Origin of the sequence: Arsukibacterium perlucidum DSM 18276 (assembly GCF_000382165.1) — a bacterium.
Taxonomy (GTDB): Bacteria; Pseudomonadota; Gammaproteobacteria; order Enterobacterales; family Alteromonadaceae; genus Alishewanella; species Alishewanella perlucidum.
Genome location: NZ_KB907710.1, coordinates 82,582 through 99,892 on the forward strand (window position 1 = coordinate 82,582; position 17,311 = coordinate 99,892).

At 48.0% G+C, this 17,311-nt stretch carries 19 protein-coding genes; 10 read left to right on the forward strand and 9 right to left on the reverse strand.

Going from position 1 to position 17,311, the window contains the following annotated elements:
- Positions 1-18: 18 nt before the first annotated feature.
- The 4 genes from hemL to H141_RS0109305 all read right to left on the reverse strand — a co-directional run bounded on the left by hemL (position 19) and on the right by H141_RS0109305 (position 4,579).
- Positions 19-1,299, reverse strand: coding sequence for a glutamate-1-semialdehyde 2,1-aminomutase (gene hemL / locus H141_RS0109290; RefSeq protein ID WP_019675986.1), 1,281 nt, complete (start codon positions 1,297-1,299; stop codon positions 19-21).
- Positions 1,300-1,347: 48 nt separating this feature from the next.
- Complete coding sequence (locus H141_RS0109295) at positions 1,348-2,352, reverse strand: aspartate carbamoyltransferase (RefSeq protein WP_019675987.1); 1,005 nt, start codon at positions 2,350-2,352, stop codon at positions 1,348-1,350.
- A gap of 89 nt (positions 2,353-2,441) precedes the next feature.
- Positions 2,442-2,879 carry a CopD family protein gene (locus H141_RS0109300; RefSeq protein ID WP_019675988.1) on the reverse strand — a complete coding sequence of 146 codons (438 nt, stop codon included), beginning with the start codon at positions 2,877-2,879 and terminating at the stop codon, positions 2,442-2,444.
- Positions 2,876-4,579, reverse strand: a complete 1,704-nt coding sequence (locus tag H141_RS0109305; protein WP_026349354.1) for a chloride channel protein — start codon at positions 4,577-4,579, stop codon at positions 2,876-2,878. Before H141_RS0109305 ends, H141_RS0109300 begins: the two co-directional genes overlap by 4 nt.
- Before the next feature lie 178 nt (positions 4,580-4,757).
- Here H141_RS0109305 and erpA point away from each other — a divergent pair, with 178 nt between their 5' ends.
- Both erpA and H141_RS0109320 read left to right on the forward strand, forming a co-directional pair.
- Positions 4,758-5,099 carry an iron-sulfur cluster insertion protein ErpA gene (gene erpA, locus H141_RS0109310; RefSeq protein ID WP_019675990.1) on the forward strand — a complete coding sequence of 114 codons (342 nt, stop codon included), beginning with the start codon at positions 4,758-4,760 and terminating at the stop codon, positions 5,097-5,099.
- A 505-nt stretch (positions 5,100-5,604) separates the two neighbouring features.
- The gene (locus H141_RS0109320; RefSeq protein ID WP_019675992.1) at positions 5,605-5,847 is read left to right on the forward strand and encodes a helix-turn-helix domain-containing protein; all 243 of its coding nucleotides are present in this window, start codon (positions 5,605-5,607) and stop codon (positions 5,845-5,847) included.
- A gap of 24 nt (positions 5,848-5,871) precedes the next feature.
- Here H141_RS0109320 and H141_RS0109325 read toward each other — a convergent pair whose 3' ends face one another.
- The 5 genes from H141_RS0109325 to H141_RS0109345 are packed head-to-tail and all read right to left on the reverse strand — an operon-like array spanning position 5,872 to position 9,945.
- Positions 5,872-7,221 (reverse strand): AmpG family muropeptide MFS transporter, encoded by a 1,350-nt coding sequence (locus H141_RS0109325; protein WP_019675993.1) that lies wholly within the window; start codon positions 7,219-7,221, stop codon positions 5,872-5,874.
- A gap of 53 nt (positions 7,222-7,274) precedes the next feature.
- Positions 7,275-7,595, reverse strand: a complete 321-nt coding sequence (locus H141_RS0109330) for a hypothetical protein (RefSeq protein ID WP_019675994.1) — start codon at positions 7,593-7,595, stop codon at positions 7,275-7,277.
- A 53-nt stretch (positions 7,596-7,648) separates the two neighbouring features.
- On the reverse strand, positions 7,649-8,230 hold the full coding sequence (locus H141_RS0109335) for a peptidylprolyl isomerase (RefSeq protein WP_019675995.1): 582 nt from the start codon (positions 8,228-8,230) through the stop codon (positions 7,649-7,651).
- A gap of 4 nt (positions 8,231-8,234) precedes the next feature.
- The gene (locus H141_RS0109340) at positions 8,235-8,786 is read right to left on the reverse strand and encodes a YajG family lipoprotein (protein ID WP_019675996.1); all 552 of its coding nucleotides are present in this window, start codon (positions 8,784-8,786) and stop codon (positions 8,235-8,237) included.
- A 4-nt stretch (positions 8,787-8,790) separates the two neighbouring features.
- A complete protein-coding gene (locus H141_RS0109345; protein ID WP_019675997.1) occupies positions 8,791-9,945 on the reverse strand; it encodes a methyltransferase in 1,155 nt (384 codons plus the stop codon).
- A gap of 32 nt (positions 9,946-9,977) precedes the next feature.
- Between H141_RS0109345 and H141_RS0109350 the strand changes: the two genes are divergently transcribed.
- The 8 genes from H141_RS0109350 to nqrE all read left to right on the forward strand — a co-directional run bounded on the left by H141_RS0109350 (position 9,978) and on the right by nqrE (position 17,307).
- Entirely contained in the window at positions 9,978-10,601 is a 624-nt protein-coding gene (locus H141_RS0109350; protein WP_019675998.1) for an alpha-ketoglutarate-dependent dioxygenase AlkB family protein, read from the forward strand.
- A gap of 130 nt (positions 10,602-10,731) precedes the next feature.
- A complete protein-coding gene (locus tag H141_RS0109355) occupies positions 10,732-11,064 on the forward strand; it encodes a BolA family protein (protein ID WP_019675999.1) in 333 nt (110 codons plus the stop codon).
- 137 nt (positions 11,065-11,201) lie between these two features.
- Complete coding sequence (gene fabV / locus H141_RS0109360; RefSeq protein WP_019676000.1) at positions 11,202-12,395, forward strand: enoyl-ACP reductase FabV; 1,194 nt, start codon at positions 11,202-11,204, stop codon at positions 12,393-12,395.
- A gap of 329 nt (positions 12,396-12,724) precedes the next feature.
- Positions 12,725-14,062: a Na(+)-translocating NADH-quinone reductase subunit A gene (locus H141_RS0109370; RefSeq protein WP_026349355.1), complete on the forward strand. Its 1,338-nt coding sequence runs from the start codon at positions 12,725-12,727 to the stop codon at positions 14,060-14,062.
- Positions 14,063-14,064: 2 nt separating this feature from the next.
- Complete coding sequence (locus H141_RS0109375) at positions 14,065-15,270, forward strand: NADH:ubiquinone reductase (Na(+)-transporting) subunit B (protein ID WP_019676003.1); 1,206 nt, start codon at positions 14,065-14,067, stop codon at positions 15,268-15,270.
- On the forward strand, positions 15,263-16,066 hold the full coding sequence (locus H141_RS0109380; RefSeq protein WP_019676004.1) for a Na(+)-translocating NADH-quinone reductase subunit C: 804 nt from the start codon (positions 15,263-15,265) through the stop codon (positions 16,064-16,066). Before H141_RS0109375 ends, H141_RS0109380 begins: the two co-directional genes overlap by 8 nt.
- Positions 16,059-16,688 (forward strand): NADH:ubiquinone reductase (Na(+)-transporting) subunit D, encoded by a 630-nt coding sequence (locus tag H141_RS0109385; protein ID WP_019676005.1) that lies wholly within the window; start codon positions 16,059-16,061, stop codon positions 16,686-16,688. Before H141_RS0109380 ends, H141_RS0109385 begins: the two co-directional genes overlap by 8 nt.
- 10 nt (positions 16,689-16,698) lie before the next feature.
- Positions 16,699-17,307, forward strand: a complete 609-nt coding sequence (gene nqrE / locus H141_RS0109390; RefSeq protein WP_019676006.1) for an NADH:ubiquinone reductase (Na(+)-transporting) subunit E — start codon at positions 16,699-16,701, stop codon at positions 17,305-17,307.
- Positions 17,308-17,311: the final 4 nt, after the last annotated feature.

Here is a 17,311-nt window from a genome sequence, read left to right on the forward strand (position 1 = left end):
AGCCCGGCGAAACAGAGGTTACAGCGCAGCAAAACTTTTAGCGGCAGCGTCTACTGTGGCTGCAAGGTCGTCGTCACTGTGAGCCAGTGATAAGAAGCCCGCTTCAAAAGCAGAGGGCGCCAGATAAATTCCCTGCTGTAACATCAGGTGGAAAAAGCGTTTAAACGCGTCAGCATCACATTGGGTTGCCTGTTGATAGTTACTGACTCTGGCTTCGTTACTAAAGAAAAAACCAAACATACCACCCACCTGGTTAAAGGCCATTGGCACACCATGCTGCTGCGCAGCCGAACTGATGCCGGTAATCAGCAGACTGGTTTTCGCGGTTAGCTTTGCAAAGACATCTGGCTTACTGATCTCGTTAAGTGCAGCCAGGCCTGCAGCCATAGCAATAGGATTTCCCGACAGGGTACCTGCCTGGTACACCGGCCCTAATGGTGCAATGTGCTCCATAATAGCCCGCTTACCTCCGAATGCACCGACCGGCATGCCGCCACCGATAATTTTGCCAAGGGTGGTCAGATCGGGGGTTACCTGATAGACAGCTTGTGCGCCGCCCAGTGCTACCCGAAAGCCTGTCATCACTTCATCAAAAATCAGTACACTCTGGTATTGGTCGCAAATCCGGCGCAGCCCTTGCAAAAAGCCCGGTTCTGGCGGGATACAGTTCATATTGCCAGCGACCGGTTCGACGATGATACACGCGATATCAGCGCCTTTTTCCGCAAAAATTTGTTCCACCTGCTCCAGGTTATTAAATTCACAGGTCAGGGTGTATTTAGCAAAGTCTGCCGGTACACCGGGGGAGTTTGGTACACCAAGCGTCAGGGCGCCCGAGCCCGCTTTGACCAGCAAGGAATCAGCATGGCCATGATAACAACCTTCGAATTTTAAAATGGTATCCCGGCCGGTGTAACCACGGGCCAGACGAATGGCACTCATAGTCGCTTCGGTACCTGAGCTGACCATCCGCACCATCTCCATTGACGGTACCAGGCGGGCAATGGTTTCTGCCATATCAATTTCTGCCGGGCAGGGCGCGCCGAAACTCAGACCATTTGCCGCAGCCTGAATTACCGCATCGCGAATAGCCGGGTGGTTGTGGCCAAGCAGCATCGGGCCCCATGAGCCGATATAGTCAATGTAACGTTTGCCATCAACATCAAATAAGTAGGCGCCGTCAGCACGTTCAATAAATACCGGGGTACCGCCAACACTTTTAAAGGCACGTACCGGCGAGTTAACCCCACCGGGGATAGTGAGCTGGGCACGTTGAAACAGGGTTTCAGATAAAGACATATTAAATTCCGTTCGCAGTTATTGGGTCAGAGCCTGTTGATAGCAGTACTATTTGTTGCTATACCAGGGCACCGCACATTCGTAATCTTTGACGATGTTTTCCACGCCAAGAGTCAGGGCAAACAGTGCCATTCGCACCAGTACGCCGTTATCAGCCTGGCGAAAAATAGCAAGGTTAGGGTTAAGGTTTAAATCATTGTCTAATTCATTGGCTTCAATACGCGAATCGCGTGGCAGCGGATGCATAATAACAGTGTTCGATTTACAGTACCGGGTGTAAATTTCCTGATTTAACCGAAACTTACCGCGATACTGATCGGCATCGGCTTTCGAAGGGAAACGCTCTTCCTGGATCCGGGTCTGATAGACAATATCGGCATTTAAATGACCTTCCAGTTTGTCACTGATCACCAACTGATGGCCGGCATTGGTCAGGCTGCTGATAATATCATCAGGCATCGCCAGTTCAGCCGGTGACACCAGAGTAAGCTTAATATTGCGATATAAACACAGTAGTTTTGATAGTGAGTGAACGGTACGGCCAAATTTCAGATCGCCCACCATAGCAATGTGCATACCATCAATCTGCAAACCTGAGGCAGCAAGCTCGCGTTCTATGGTAAACAGGTCAAGTAACGCCTGAGTAGGGTGTTCATTGGCACCATCACCGCCGTTAAGTACCGGTACCCGGCTGCCCTCAGCAAATTCAGCGACTGAGCCTGCCTGTGGATGACGCATAGCAATGACATCACTGTAACTGCTGATCACCCGGGCGGTATCGAATAAAGATTCGCCTTTAGATAGCGCTGAAGACTCCATCCCTGTGGTTTCGCGTACTTCGCCTCCCAGCAGGTTAAAAGCACAACCAAAGCTAACCCGGGTGCGGGTGCTGGGCTCAAAAAACAGGTTGCCTAATATCGCCCCATCAAGTACCCGGGTGCGTTTTTTGCGGCTGGCATAAGGTGCCATCTGCCGGGCAATATCAAAAATCCGGGTAATGCTGTCGCGGTCAAATTGCTTTACAGAGAGGATATGCTGGCCTTTAAAGCTCATAGTCAGTACTCACTAAACTTTGCCATTAGGCGCCACTGCAGGCGCAGAGTGGGCGGTATTATACGCAAAACCAGTGACTAAAAGCGAGTTTAGCGCAGAAGTGGTTTCAGGGTGGCCAGTAAAATAATTGCCAGCAACAACAGTACCGGTAGTTCGTTAAATATCCGGTAAAAGCGTGGGCTGTGCCGGTTACGGTTGTGTTTGAAATCGGCTAATAATTTAAAGCACCAGCCATGGTAAGCGTAAAGCAATATCACCAGCAGTAATTTAATATGTAACCAGCCACTGGCGATAAACCAGGCTTTGCCATAGGCAGCAATAAGTAGTACGCCGAAGACCAGAGTCAGTATGGCAAAGGGGGTGACAAAAAACAGCAGGCGCCGCTCCATCACTTTAAAGGTTTCATTGCAGTCGGGACTGCGGGTTTCGGCATGATAGACGAACAGCCTTGGTAAATAAAAAATACCGGCAAACCAGGCAACCATAAAAAAAAGGTGAAGTGCTTTATATAGCAAAATCAGTGTCATAGTAAATTATTCTGTTTAACAAGTAAGCTGCGAACCTGGTCCCAGCGGATAATACCAATTGGTTCTGTTGGGGTGTCCTGATAAACGAAAACCAGACCGTCACGCTCATCATCCAGCAGGGCGAACACTTCAGCCATGGTAGCCTGATGGGATAACCCGGTAACGTCCTGATAGCGGATGGCGCTGTCGCCACTTAACGATAAACTGACATCATAACTGGCCGCTACGAACTCAGTTTTATCGCCGTCGCTGCGTTTTAACAATAATTGCACCGGTGGCTGCAACTGAGCCAGCTGCTGGCGCACTGCATTGTCATCCGGGTTGTGCAGTAATACATATTCTTTACTGAGCAACGCCAGTACCCCCACTTTTTGCAGGATATCATCGGCGGGGGCAAGTTTGTAAGGCATTTGCATAAAATCGAGTTGCATCATAAAAATAGATTTATTATTAAAAAATTGCACCGTCGTGACATAGGCGGTAACAATAACAACCATAGCGGGCAAGATAATTTGCTGATTTGACGCTAGCTCTATTACTGCCAACAATGCCGCTAACGGCGCGTGCAACGTAGCGGCCATAAAACCAGCCATACCAAGTACCGCATAAGTACCAGCCGTGCTGCTGTCACCGATAAAGATGGCTGGCACTATAGCCAGCAGCGTTCCCAAAACAATACCGATACCAAATACCGGACCTATAACCCCACCTGGTACGCCCAGCCCCAGGGCAAAAATTGTCAGTATCATTTTGCCAATGAATATCACCAGTAGCAGCTGAACATCTGTCGGATTGTTCACCGCATTAAAGATTGCGCCGGTTTCGGCTCCCATCGCATGCGGTATCAGATATCCAACGGCTGCGGTTACCGTACCAGCCAGCGCCAGACGAATTAACAGAGGCCAGTTTTTAACCAGCCGGATCAGCCGCATCAGGTTCTGGTTAAATAAAAAGGCTACTGCGCCAAACACAATGCCGCAGACAATAAGATAGGGAAAGTGCCAGATACTAATTGCAACTATGTTAAGCGATGCCAGCTCCCGATCATGCCCAAACACCAGCTGAGTTGCCAGTGCACCAACCACCGACGCCAGCATAATCGGAATAAAAACATGAATCCGGTACTCGCGTAGTACTACCTCCATTACAAAAATAACGGCAGCCAAAGGAGTATTGAACGAAGCGGAAATGCCAGCGGCTATGCCACAACCGGCCAGAATGCGGATGCTGTTATAAGGCAACTGTAAGTAGCGACCAACAGTACTGGCCCCATAAGCACCCAGGTGGACGGATGGTCCTTCCCGGCCGACTGAAAAGCCGCTTGCCAGGGCAACAATACCACCAAAAAACTGATTGAGGGTGTTACGGAACGGCATAATACCGTAGCGGGTTTTTATCCGGTGAATAACAAAAGGGATACCCATCCGGTAGTGCCGATAACCGGTGATCATCGCGATCAACCCAATCATCAGGGCGCCGCCAATTGGCAGCAACCAGACAATTTCCGGATCAGCGCTGGAAAAGTCATCAGTTTCAGTTAAGAAAAGCTGCTGGATAGCAATAATTGCCAGGCGGAAGATAATAATAAGCACTGCAGCTATTAAACCGCCAAGCATACCCAGCAAACATAACTGGATAGATGTTTGTGGTAACGCTAATCGGCGCTGCAACCCGGGCAGCCAGTCTCGCCATCGTCGCATAGTAAGAGGGATGAATTAAACGATGTGTTAAGTCTAACATAAGCATATGAGAACGCAGATATTAATTGCTGAAATCAGACAAAACTGAACTTAAGTTTGTTGTTGATCCGGTTAATACTTGAATAAATTACTCAGGTATTAGATAATCCCCGCCGTTGTAACCCCTGTTGGAGCACCCATGTCTGATATGCAAATACCCTTAGAATTTACTGATGCCGCGGCACGCAAGGTCGCTATGCTGGTAAGTGAAGAAGACAATCCGAACCTGAAACTGCGGGTATATATTACCGGTGGTGGCTGTTCTGGTTTTCAATACGGGTTTACCTTTGATGAAAAAGTGAACGATGGTGATTTAACCGTAGAAAAGCAGGGTGTGTCTATGGTGGTCGACCCGATGAGTCTGCAGTATCTGATGGGCGGCGTAGTTGATTATACTGAAGGCTTACAGGGTAGCCGCTTTATCGTGCAAAACCCCAATGCAACAACAACCTGTGGTTGTGGCTCATCATTTTCTGTTTAGCAAAAGTAGACACTTTGTAAATTTTTAAAGACGATTTTGCCAGTATATCCAGCAAAGTCGCTTTAAAATCACAGTTTTAGTCTATTTATCTGTAGCAAACACTAATATAGTCAGAACCAGCGCTATCACGAGGTTGAAGCTGATAATATAGGTAAATCCTTTTTTACCCTGCGCCAGCGTCCAATTATTTTGCCTGAGGTACAGGTACCAAATTACACACATTAATAACGGTATTAGAAACAATAGTTTAACCATTTTTTTACCTCAGAATCCCCGTAACTATCATTAATTTCAAACAGCTTAAGTGTTTATCTTCGCCACTCATTTCTGCCATTGTAAAGTTGTTGTACATTTTTTAACGCATGTAGCTATACGCTCGTCGCATCCTATGGTTTAATTAATTGCTTTAAATTGCTTATTGCACTGGCAATAAGGTTTGGATTTTATTTCGCAGGAAGGCTGGTTGATCATAATAAAAGCGTAACACGCTGGGAGAAGAAAAAAAATGAAAGGTACTAAAAGTGTAATTTCAGACGAAAATAAGCGACTTTGTGTCTGGCTGAAACGCCAACGTCAGGACAAAGGCCACACCATGCGCAGTTTGTCCGAAATATTGGGAACGCCACATTCATTTATTGGTAAAGTTGAAAATCAGGAGCGCCGGTTGGACGTTATTGAGTATGTCCGCTATTGTCAGGCGTTAGAAGTTGATCCGACTGAAGGATTAAAGCAAGTGCTTAGCGCTTAACTTTTTAAACCTCAGAAAAAGCCGCTAATTAGCGGCTTTTTTATTGGCTGATAGTTCTTTAACGCTCGCAAGTACAACGATTAAAATAAGGGCCGGAATACCCATGGCTGCGGTCATTATAAAGAAATTACTGTAACCTAACTGATCAACCCACTGCCCGGAGAACCCGCCGGTAAACTTTGGTAACAGCAACATAAGAGAACTAAACATGGCATATTGGGTTGCGGTGAAGGCCAAATTAACTAAAGAGGATAAATAGGCAATAAAGGCGCTGGTGGCAATGCCTGCACTTAGGTTATCTGCAGAGATAACCAGTGTCAGCCACATTAAATCGTAGCCAATATGACTTAACGCAGAAAATAATATATTGGTTACAGCGCTTAACAGGGCCCCGACAAATAAGACCTTAATTATTCCGAACTGATTAATCAACACGCCGCCAAGTGCTGCGCCTACCAAGGTCATGATTACCCCAAATATTTTGGAGACGCTGGCAACTTCCTCTTTGCTATAGCCCATATCAACATAAAAAGCATTGGCCATTACTCCCATTACCACATCTGAAATCCGGTAACAGGCAATCAGCGCCAAAATAAGAAGAGCATGCCACTTGTAGCGTTCGAAAAAATCAGTAAAAGGGGCTACCACCGCCTGCTTGAGCCAGGCAGCAAAACGCTGAATTGCCGTACCCTCAGTATATTGCTGTTGCTGCAAGCCACTTACCGGTTCTTTACTCAGTAACGTCGTCAGGATGCCAGGCAGCATGCAAATCCCCATTACCAGATAGGCCTGCTGCCAGCCAGCTAAATCATAAGCCGGGCCATCAGAAAATATTGCGGCTAACCATAGGGTACCAGCTGATGCCAGGATCATCGCCAACCGGTAACCGGAAAGATATGCAGCAGCAAGCGCGGCCTGCAGTTCAACCTCAGCACTTTCAATCCGAAAGGCATCTACGTTGATATCCTGAGTTGCAGAGGCAAATGCCAGTAAGACCGCCAGCGCAGCCATCAGAGCTAAATTTTGTTGAGGATCTGTCAAAGCAATACTGCAGATGGCTATCGTAACCAAAATCTGTGAGGTAAGCAGCCAGCTGCGTCTTCTGCCCAGGCGACTATGTAACAGCGGGATTTTCAGGTGATCAGCTAGCGGGGACCATAGCCATTTCACAGCATATGCCAGCGCCACCCAACTGAAGTAACCGATGTCAGCGCGCGATACGTCTGCTTCACGCAGCCAGAAAGATAACACACCGAAAACCAGCATAAGAGGCAAGCCACTTGAGAAACCTAAAACGAAGATACTCAGAACCCGGCGTTGCAAGTAAATACGCAGGCCAGATAGCCAGGAAAAATAAGAGGTCAAAGAATACATCCGTTAAAAAAGCAGTGTTCCAGCTTACCTTGCTGATAATTCTGGTCAAGTGATTAAGGTCTGACGCCAATACAGTCCAGCGGGCAGTGACCCTTGCCGCGCAAAAAGCACAGGCAGTCCTGAATATTTCTGCGCAGTTGTCGATTATGCCGCAGACTATAGGCAGACCAGAATTCCAGTTCATGCAACAGGTGCCAGAACACCCGCTCCCTTAAGCTACCAGGGGCACCGGCAGATAACCGAAGCTGTGACCATTCTTCCAGAGTATCCCAGACAAATAAGTGCAATTCACTATGGGCGAGCCGTCCGCGCAAAAACCGGGATACGTAGTACACCAGTTGCTGAGATTTAAGCTCGATAAATTGCTCTAACATAGCCCGCCTTAATTGTGGCAACAGGCCAACAATTAAGACAAGTATAGCCGGTTTTATTCGGTTGGCAGTAAGCGTACTGTTTTTAATAGCAGGGGCTGGCGGGGCACATCAGGCCAACCCAGCTTTTCGCTGGTTTCGGTTTCCAGGGCATTGATTTTATCCAGCACTTCGAATCCGCTGATCACCCGCCCAAATACCGCGTAACCCCAGCGTGAACCGGGATCGAGGCTGTCATTGTCGGCCAGATTAATATAGAACTGACTGCTGGCACTATGCGGCTCAGCTAATCGGGCCATGGCAATGCTGCCATATTGATTTTTTAAGCCATTTCCTGCCTCATTAAAGATGGTTTTGCCCTGCTCAATTTCCTTAAACTGCATATTATAACCACCGCCCTGCACCACAAAATCAGCTATAAGCCGGTGAAAAACCGTGTTGTTATAGGCATTAGCTTTTACATAACTTAAAAAGTTATTGACGGTAATGGGCGCGCGACTGCGATCCAGCTCAAGTATGATGTTGCCTTCTGAAGTCTCAAGCTGCACCCGGGGATACAGGTTGTCGGGCTGCATAAATTTACCGGCCTGTAAGGGCAGGGCACAAAGTAATGTTATTAATACTAACCAAACTCGCATTATTTTATCCTCTGATTTGGGTTTGCCAGCTTTCATCGCGCAGTAAATCGGTAAGTACTTGTTCAGTCAGAACCCGCAGTTCGCGTTCAATTACCGCAATATCAGCCTGAAACGGCGCTATCTGCCGGCTGTCACCACTGTAGGCTTTGGAAAAGCTATTGCCATTATGTTGCACTAACACTGTCATCGTCACCCGGTTTACTACCTCATGATCGAGTGGTCGCTGATTTACTCTGGCTTGCAACTGGTTAATCTGAATGGTTAGTGCGCGTTCACTTTGGTTAGTTATGCTGGCACCACGTGCTTTCAGGGCATCGGCGACAGTTTGTTCCAGCTCTGCTCTGAGATCATTGGCTGTGGCATAGCCATGACTGGAATCACCGCGCTGAATAACCAGGGTGTTCAGGCTGGATCGCTGATCCAGCAAGTAAAAACTAAAGGAACTCTGGGTCAGTGACGGCGCCTGCGGCCAGAACACCTGCGGGCTGACAATTAACTGCGGTGGTTTGCTGGCACAGCCGGCGAGCAAAAATAAACACAGCAACAGGATACGCATCTGGTTAGCTCCTTTTTATCGCTTCGAGTATCACAAATTTTGGATTAGCAGCTAACTGCTGACAGTGGCCGAATAGTCGCTGTAATTGCTGCTGATAATTAAGATGACGGTTAGCCACAATACGCAAGCGGCCTCCCTGTTTCAACACCCGCTTGGCTTCAGCAAACATTTGGGTGGCAATGTGGGTGGTAACCGTATGCTGCTGGTGAAACGGCGGATTACAAATAATCTGATCAGCACTTTGCTCTTGCTGGCTGGCCAGGCAATCATCAACGACATATTCGGTATTGTTCAGACATTGCGGCAGATTCAGTTCGATATTGGCCCTGGCTGAGGCGACCGCCATATAGGATTCATCGGTAAATACCAGCTGGCTTAGCGGTTGTTTAGCTAATAACATGAGACCAAGCACACCATTACCACAGCCTAAATCGATAATCCGTTGGCCGGCGGTGTCAGGCGGCAGATGCTGTAATAAAAACCGTGCGCCTAAATCCAGTTTTTCCCGGGCGAACACGTTGGCATGGTTTATTAAAGTAAAATCAGTATCTTCCAGTGGCCATTGCAAAGGAAAATGCGGTTGGGTTTTGCCGGGCTCAGGTTGACAGTGAATTAGCCGGCATTTTTTTACAGTCAGAGATGCCTGGGCCGGGCCAAGCTGCTTTGCAAACATGTCCAGCACGTTACGGTTAATCTCTTTGGCTTTAGCCGCCGCCAGAATAATGGTCCCGGGGCGGACAACGGCCGCCAGCTGACTTAAAATAAAACGCAGATAACTGTGGTTATTGGGCAGCTTCAATAACACAATGTCGGCGTTGTCTGGTAGCGGCGCCAGACTGTTGATGCTGCTAAATTGCTGGTTATCGATGCCATTTGCTGCCCGGTTGTAAGCAACGGCCTGCTGTGCCAGAAAAGAGTCGCTGCTGCTGGTTTGCCGGCAGTGGGCAAGTGCACAGGACAGCGCACCAAAACTGTCGTTGATTAGCAACAATTGGGGGGCGGCGCAGTTAGCTGCAGTAAAGTCGGCAATAGCAGTGTTTGCCGCGTCTATCAGCAGCTCATCAGCCGCGTCCCACGCTTGCAAGCTGTGATTAGGCTGATTTAGCGGCCAGCGCTGGAGGGTAAGGTTGATCTGACCAAACTGAAATTGGGTATTCATAACGATAACGTCTTAGCAGAGAGAGCAGCATTTTGACACGCCAGGCGCAGAGCGACAACCACAAAGCGGAAGCGCAACACTTTTTACTACCTGATGCCGACATTAGTCTGTGGCCGGCCTGGTTGCCAGCCGGCACTGCGTCGGAACTGCAAGCAAGCCTGACAACAGATCTAGGCTGGCGCCAGGAGCAAATCCGGATCTATGGTAAATCGGTTAAAATACCGCGTCAGCAAGTATGGATGGGCGAGCCACACTGCAGTTATCAATACTCGGGCGTGCGTTTTGCTCCTTCGCCATGGCATCCTGCCATCGAACAATTATGCCGTCAGCTAAGCAATACTATTGGCCGGCCGCTTAATTGCGTGCTGCTGAATTTATATGCCAATGGCCAGGACCATATGGGTTGGCATGCCGATAATGAGCCTGAACTTGGTGCTGCTCCGGTAATTGCTTCTCTGAGTCTGGGGGCAACCCGTCGTTTTGATTTGCAACACCGGACTCTGGGCCATCAGCTGCAATTACAACTGGAAAATGGCAGTTTGCTGCTGATGGCCGGAGCCTGTCAGCAGCACTGGCAACACCGGTTGCCAAAACAAAGCCGGGTAGCAGCGGCCCGTTTAAACCTTACTTTTCGATATATAATGCCGCCGCCTTAGATAAAATTATTTTTAGTAGGGCAGCCAGTTCGTTAGCTTGCTATAGCTGTTAAAAACAAAAATAGCAGGCGACAACGTCAGCCTGCTTAACTAAGATCCAGGTTAAATACCTGTTCAGGGAATAAGAAATATGTTGATCCAGACAGCGATAGAACAAAAATTACTGAGTGCTTTTGATCCGGTTTTTCTGGAAGTTATTAATGAAAGCAGTAACCATAATGTTCCGGCCGGTGCCGAGTCACATTTTAAGGTTGTCATTGTAACACCGGCGTTCGATGGTATGCGTTTACTGCCGCGGCACAGGGCAGTTAATGCGGTGCTGGCAGAAGAGCTTGCAGAAAAGATTCACGCCCTGGCGCTGCACACCTATACTCCGTCGGAATGGTATGAATATTATGCCGAGAAACCGCCTGCATCGCCCAAATGCTTTGGTGGCAGCAAAGCCGATAAGGCAACTTTATAAGCCCGGCACCAGCCAAAGCAGCTGGTTTATCAGCTGAATTTTGCCTAAAACGAAATAAACAGGCTGATCAGACCTGTTTTCTGCGTTAAAGTTTTACACTAGCGTAATTTTTTAGCGAGCTAACAGCAGGACTTCTTATGGTTATTCAACCGAAAATTCGTGGTTTTATTTGTACTAACGCCCATCCGGTAGGCTGTGCTGAGAACGTAAGACAGCAAATTAACTATGTAAAACAGCAGGGGCCCGTAGCGAATGGCCCGAAAAATGTACTGGTTATAGGTGCATCTACCGGCTATGGTCTGGCATCAAGGATTACAGCAGCTTTTGGCTCAGGTGCCAGCACTCTGGGTATATTTTTTGAAAAAGCGCCAACCGAAAGCAAAACCGGCTCTGCCGGCTGGTATAACACTGCAGCCTTTGAACAAGCAGCCGGGGCAGAGGGCTTGTGGAACAAACACCTTAATGGTGATGCCTTTACTGACGAATTAAAAGCCGAAGCGATTAATCTGATCCGCAGTGAAATGGGCAAAATTGATTTAGTGGTATACAGCCTTGCTGCACCACGTCGCAAAGATCCGGTAACGGGTGAAGTATACAGTTCGGTGCTAAAGCCGATTGGTCAGGCATACACTGCGAAAAATCTGAATACCACCAAACGTGAAATCGAAGAAGTGTCGGTAGAGCCGGCTAATGATGATGAGATCTTCAATACCGTCAAAGTGATGGGCGGTGAAGACTGGGAGCGTTGGTTAGATCAGTTGCATGCTGCCGGCGTACTGGCAGAAAATTGTCAGACCGTCGCCTACACTTATATTGGTAAGAAACTTACCTGGCCTATTTATGGTAAAGCAACTATCGGCCGGGCTAAAGAAGATTTAGACCGGGCGGCGGGCGCTATTCGCAGTAAGCTGAATGATGTTAAAGCAAAAGCTTATGTCGCCTCTTTGAAAGCGCTGGTTACCCAGGCCAGCTCAGCTATTCCGATTATGCCATTATATATATCCCTGCTTTATCGGGTAATGAAAGAGCAGGGCAGCCATGAAGGCTGTATTGAACAAATTAACGGTTTGTTCCGCCAGGGCCTGTACAGCAACACACCACTACTTGATGACGCAGGGCGTTTGCGGATGGATGGTAAGGAGTTGGCGGATGAGGTGCAGGACAAAGTTGCGTCGCTATGGGATCAGGTTACCACTGATACCATTGACAGCCTGACTGATTATCACGGCTATCATACTGAATTTTTACACTTATTTGGTTTTGGTTTTGCTGGTGTCGATTACGACGCCGATGTCACACCGGCAGTGCCGTTGGCCAATCTGGCTAATTAGTATTATTGACAAGCCGCCTGTGAGCGGCTTTTTTTAAGCCGGGCAGGTCCATTGGTGCAGCAAGCCTGCTAATTAAGCGGGGGCAGAGCGATGATTAGCTGGTTGCTGACAGCAATTTGTCAGGGGCAGGCCACAATGATTTTGCTGATAATTTTACGCTGTACCATGGATAGCCGCTGGCTTTAATGTTAGAATTCGCGACTTTAATACGTGTATCTGGTTAAAAATTAATCGCCTTCGCGGCTTGATTAGTATAATCAGGTGCGCTGCGCTTGCTGCAGCTGAAAAACTGGACCCGGTTTCTTCCCAAAATAGTAGTGCAAGTACGTATGATAAAACTCAAAAAAGGCTTGGACATTCCCCTCGCAGGCAGTCCTAAACAAGAGATAAGTACGGGTAACGCCATTACTACCGTCGCCGTTTTGGGCGAAGAGTATGTGGGCATGCGTCCGACGATGGCAGTCGAAGTAGGTGATACGGTTAAAAAAGGTCAGGTGCTTTTCGAAGACAAGAAAAACCCTGGCGTTAAGTTTACCGCGCCACTTGCAGGCACTGTCAAAGAAATTAACCGTGGTGCTAAGCGGGTGTTGCAATCGGTGGTTATTGCCGTTAGTGGTAATGACGCTGAGCAGTTTAACAGCTATAGCAGTGATCAGCTGGCCGGTTTAAGCCGCGAGCAAGTCACTCAGAATCTGGTAGATTCAGGTTTATGGACTGCCTTGCGCACCCGGCCATTCAGCCAGATACCGGCAATTGACAGCAGCCCACGTGCCATTTTCGTCAACGCCATGGACACCAACCCGTTAGCGGCTGACCCGGCAGTAATCATTAATGCTGAAGCTGAAGCCTTTAACCAGGGCCTGACCCTGTTAACTAAGCTGACCGATGGCAAAGTATTCCTGACCAAGAAGGCAGGTGCTCAGCTGCCGGCCAGTTCAGCGGTGGAAGTGGCCGAGTTTGATGGTCCACACCCGGCAGGCTTAGTGGGTACTCATATTCACTTCTTAGAGCCGGTAAGCATGAAAAAAGTGGTATGGCATATCGGCTATCAAGACGTTATTGCCATGGCTAAGCTGTTTTTAAGCGGCGAGCTGGATGCCAACCGGGTAGTCGCTTTGTGCGGTCCTGTAGTGAAATCACCACGACTGATTAAAACGGTGCTGGGTACTTCATTAGCAGAGCTGACCAATAATGAACTTAATGACGGTAAAAACCGTATTATTTCAGGCTCAGTGTTGGCTGGTAACAGTGCTCATGGTGTGCATGGCTATTTAGGCCGTTATCACAATCAGGTTTCAGTGCTGGCTGAAGGCTATGACAAAGAGTTCTTAGGTTGGATTGCCCCCGGCGCCACTAAATTCTCGGTAACACGTGCTTATCTGTCGCATCTGAGCCCTAAACGCCTGTTCAATATGACAACTACCACTAATGGCTCATCCCGGGCTATGGTGCCAATTGGTAATTATGAGCGGGTAATGCCGCTGGATGTATTACCAACGTTGTTGTTGCGGGACCTGGTGTCCGGTGATACTGACAGCGCCCAAACCCTGGGTTGCCTGGAGTTAGACGAAGAAGATTTGTCATTGTGTACTTTCGTATGCCCTGGCAAGTACGACTACGGCACTATTCTGCGCAACTGCTTGACGACCATCCAGAAGGAAGGCTAATCATGAGTTTAAAGCATTTTTTAGAGCGCATTGAACCGCAGTTTGAGAAAGGCGGAAAATATGAAAAGTGGTACGCACTGTATGAAGCCGTTGCCACCGTTTTATATACCCCCGGCTTAGTTACCAAAAATGGTACTCATGTTCGTGATAGTATCGACTTAAAGCGGATCATGATTTTTGTTTGGCTGGCTCTGTTTCCGGCATTGTTCTTCGGTATGTACAATATCGGTCATCAGGCGGTAGAAGCACTGGTTGCTGGTTATGGCACGCCCGACACCTGGCAGGTGGCTATTTTCCAGATGCTGGGCGGTAATCTGACTGAAGCTTCAGGCTGGGCCGGTAAGATGTTTTATGGCGCTGTCTGGTTTCTGCCTATTTACGCGGTAACTTTCGTAGTGGGCGGTTTCTGGGAAGTGTTGTTTGCATCAGTGCGTAAGCATGAAGTGAATGAAGGCTTCTTTGTCAGTTCTATCCTGTTTGCATTAATTCTGCCAGCGACTATTCCACTGTGGCAGGTTGCCTTAGGTATTACTTTCGGTGTCGTGGTGGCGAAAGAAGTGTTCGGTGGTACTGGCCGTAACTTCTTAAACCCGGCGCTGGCTGGTCGTGCATTCTTATTTTTTGCTTACCCGGCGCAAATCTCCGGTGACGCAGTATGGACTGTTGCTGACGGTTATTCAGGTGCAACCTGGTTAAGTAAAGCACAAATGGGCGAGTTAGATTATGCCGCCAACACCCAGTTATGGTGGGATGCTTTCTTAGGGTTTATTCCTGGTTCAGTAGGCGAAACCTCTGTACTGGCGTTGCTGGTAGGTGGCTTAGCGCTGATTTACTTCCGGATTGCCTCCTGGCGTATCGTGCTGGGTGTGATGATCGGGATGATTTTAACCAGCTACCTGTTTAATGCCATTGGCTCTAATACTAACCCGTTATTTGCCATGCCGTGGCATTGGCATCTGGTATTGGGTGGTTTTGCCATCGGTATGTTCTTTATGGCGACAGACCCGGTATCCGCATCCTTTACCAATCAGGGCAAGTGGGCATACGGTATACTGATCGGCTTTATGGTGATCATGATTCGTGTGGCAAACCCGGCATATCCGGAAGGCATGATGCTGGCGATTTTATTCGCTAACCTGTTTGCACCACTGTTCGATTTCTTTGTGGCACAAGCCAATATTAAGCGGAGGCTGGCACGCAATGTCTAGTAATAATGACAGCATCAGCAAAACGCTGATTGTAGTAGTTTCCTTATGTTTAGTGTGTGCGGTTGTGGTTTCTACTGCAGCTGTGCAACTGCGTCCAAAGCAGACTCAGAATAAATTGCTGGATTCTCAGGTGAATATTCTGCGCAGCGTTGGTTTGATTGAAGGCAAAGCATCACCACAGGTAATCGCAGATACCTTTAGCAAGCATGTTGAATCACGATTGGTTAACCTGGAGACCGGGGAGATTGTTGCCGATTGTGATACGAGTTGTGCTGAAAGTTATGATTATCGTCGGGCGATGAAAGATCCTGAGTTAAGCGCTGCACTGGATGGTGCTGCCGATGTGGCATCGATTCGCCGGGTTGCTGCCAGGGCGCCGGTATATCTTACCTATGACGCAGATCGTAACCTGAAAGCAGTGGTACTGCCGGTGCATGGTTATGGCTTGTGGTCGACCATGCATGCTTTTCTGGCATTAGAAACCGATGGTAATACCGTTATCGGTTTAAACTACTATGAGCAGGGTGAGACCCCGGGCTTAGGTGCAGAGATTGAAAACCCGCGCTGGAAGGCTCAGTTTGAAGGGAAAAAACTGGTAAACGAAGCGGGTGAAATTGCACTGGAAGTTAAGAAACCAGGCAATGCAAACCCTGATTCAGCCTATGAGGTTGATGGTTTATCAGGTGCAACCTTAACCGCCAATGGGGTGCAAAATACCTTTACCTTCTGGATTGGTGAGAATGGTTTTGGTCCGTTCTTGCAGAAAGTGCGTCAAGGAGCCTTAACTAATGGCTAATGCAAAAGAAATTAAAACGGTTCTGTTTGGACCAGTCTTTGCCAATAACCCTATTGCCTTGCAGGTACTGGGTATCTGTTCAGCGCTGGCAGTGACAACCAAGATGGATACTGCGTTGGTAATGTGTTTTGCACTTACTTTCGTGGTGGCATTTTCAAACCTGTTTATCTCGATGATCCGCAATCACATTCCTTCTAGTGTGCGGATTATCGTGCAAATGACCATTATTGCCTCGCTGGTAATCGTAGTTGATCAGTTCCTGAAAGCCTTCGCTTTTGACTTGTCTAAGCAATTATCGGTGTTTGTTGGCTTAATTATTACCAACTGTATCGTAATGGGCCGGGCAGAAGCCTATGCTATGAAAAACTCACCTGGTATGAGCTTTTTGGATGGTATTGGTAATGGCCTGGGCTATAGCGTGGTATTGCTGGTGGTGGCTTTTATTCGCGAATTAGGCGGCTCTGGTTCACTGTTTGGCGTACAAATTATGCCGTTACTTAGCGAGGGTGGTTGGTACCAGCCTATGGGCTTCCTGCTGATAGCACCTAGTGCCTTTATAATTATTGGTTTATTTATCTGGGTACTGCGCGCATATCGCCCGGAACAGGTAGAGAAGGCATAAGGAGTAGCAAATGGAACATTATTTAAGCTTATTTGTACGTGCCGTCTTTATTGAAAACCTGGCATTAGCCTTTTTTCTGGGCATGTGTACGTTCCTGGCAGTATCACAAAAGATCAAAACAGCTTTTGGTTTAGGTGTTGCGGTTATTGTGGTTTTGGGTATTTCAGTGCCGGTCAATAATCTGGTGTTTCACCTGTTGCTGGCACCAGGCGCTTTGTCATGGGCTGGTTTTCCTGAGGCAGACTTAAGCTTCCTGGGCTTTTTAACTTATATCGGGGTAATTGCTGCGTTAGTACAAATTCTGGAAATGACTTTGGATAAGTTTTTCCCGGCCCTGTATAACGCTCTGGGCATTTTCCTGCCACTGATTACCGTTAACTGCGCCATTTTTGGTGCGGTAGCCTTTATGGTAGAGCGTGATTATAACTTTGGCGAAAGCGTAGTGTTTGGTATCGGCAGTGGTGTAGGTTGGGCGCTGGCGATTACTTTACTGGCTGGTATTCGCGAGAAGCTGAAGTACGCTGACATACCCGCTGGTTTACGCGGCTTAGGGTCTACCTTTTTGGTAGTGGGTTTAATGGGATTAGGCTTTATGTCTTTCTCTGGCGTTTCACTGTAAAGCA

What these genes read in the sequence shown, in the direction of transcription:
- hemL (WP_019675986.1), bottom strand. Translation starts at nt 1,299, where the DNA reads ATGTCTTTATCTGAAACCCTGTTTCAACGTGCCCAGCTCACTATCCCC.
- H141_RS0109295 (WP_019675987.1), bottom strand. Translation starts at nt 2,352, where the DNA reads ATGAGCTTTAAAGGCCAGCATATCCTCTCTGTAAAGCAATTTGACCGC.
- H141_RS0109300 (WP_019675988.1), bottom strand. Translation starts at nt 2,879, where the DNA reads ATGACACTGATTTTGCTATATAAAGCACTTCACCTTTTTTTTATGGTT.
- H141_RS0109305 (WP_026349354.1), bottom strand. Translation starts at nt 4,579, where the DNA reads ATGCGACGATGGCGAGACTGGCTGCCCGGGTTGCAGCGCCGATTAGCG.
- erpA (WP_019675990.1), top strand. Translation starts at nt 4,758, where the DNA reads ATGTCTGATATGCAAATACCCTTAGAATTTACTGATGCCGCGGCACGC.
- H141_RS0109320 (WP_019675992.1), top strand. Translation starts at nt 5,605, where the DNA reads ATGAAAGGTACTAAAAGTGTAATTTCAGACGAAAATAAGCGACTTTGT.
- H141_RS0109325 (WP_019675993.1), bottom strand. Translation starts at nt 7,221, where the DNA reads ATGTATTCTTTGACCTCTTATTTTTCCTGGCTATCTGGCCTGCGTATT.
- H141_RS0109330 (WP_019675994.1), bottom strand. Translation starts at nt 7,595, where the DNA reads ATGTTAGAGCAATTTATCGAGCTTAAATCTCAGCAACTGGTGTACTAC.
- H141_RS0109335 (WP_019675995.1), bottom strand. Translation starts at nt 8,230, where the DNA reads ATGCGAGTTTGGTTAGTATTAATAACATTACTTTGTGCCCTGCCCTTA.
- H141_RS0109340 (WP_019675996.1), bottom strand. Translation starts at nt 8,786, where the DNA reads ATGCGTATCCTGTTGCTGTGTTTATTTTTGCTCGCCGGCTGTGCCAGC.
- H141_RS0109345 (WP_019675997.1), bottom strand. Translation starts at nt 9,945, where the DNA reads ATGAATACCCAATTTCAGTTTGGTCAGATCAACCTTACCCTCCAGCGC.
- H141_RS0109355 (WP_019675999.1), top strand. Translation starts at nt 10,732, where the DNA reads ATGTTGATCCAGACAGCGATAGAACAAAAATTACTGAGTGCTTTTGAT.
- fabV (WP_019676000.1), top strand. Translation starts at nt 11,202, where the DNA reads ATGGTTATTCAACCGAAAATTCGTGGTTTTATTTGTACTAACGCCCAT.
- H141_RS0109370 (WP_026349355.1), top strand. Translation starts at nt 12,725, where the DNA reads ATGATAAAACTCAAAAAAGGCTTGGACATTCCCCTCGCAGGCAGTCCT.
- H141_RS0109375 (WP_019676003.1), top strand. Translation starts at nt 14,065, where the DNA reads ATGAGTTTAAAGCATTTTTTAGAGCGCATTGAACCGCAGTTTGAGAAA.
- H141_RS0109380 (WP_019676004.1), top strand. Translation starts at nt 15,263, where the DNA reads ATGTCTAGTAATAATGACAGCATCAGCAAAACGCTGATTGTAGTAGTT.
- H141_RS0109385 (WP_019676005.1), top strand. Translation starts at nt 16,059, where the DNA reads ATGGCTAATGCAAAAGAAATTAAAACGGTTCTGTTTGGACCAGTCTTT.
- nqrE (WP_019676006.1), top strand. Translation starts at nt 16,699, where the DNA reads ATGGAACATTATTTAAGCTTATTTGTACGTGCCGTCTTTATTGAAAAC.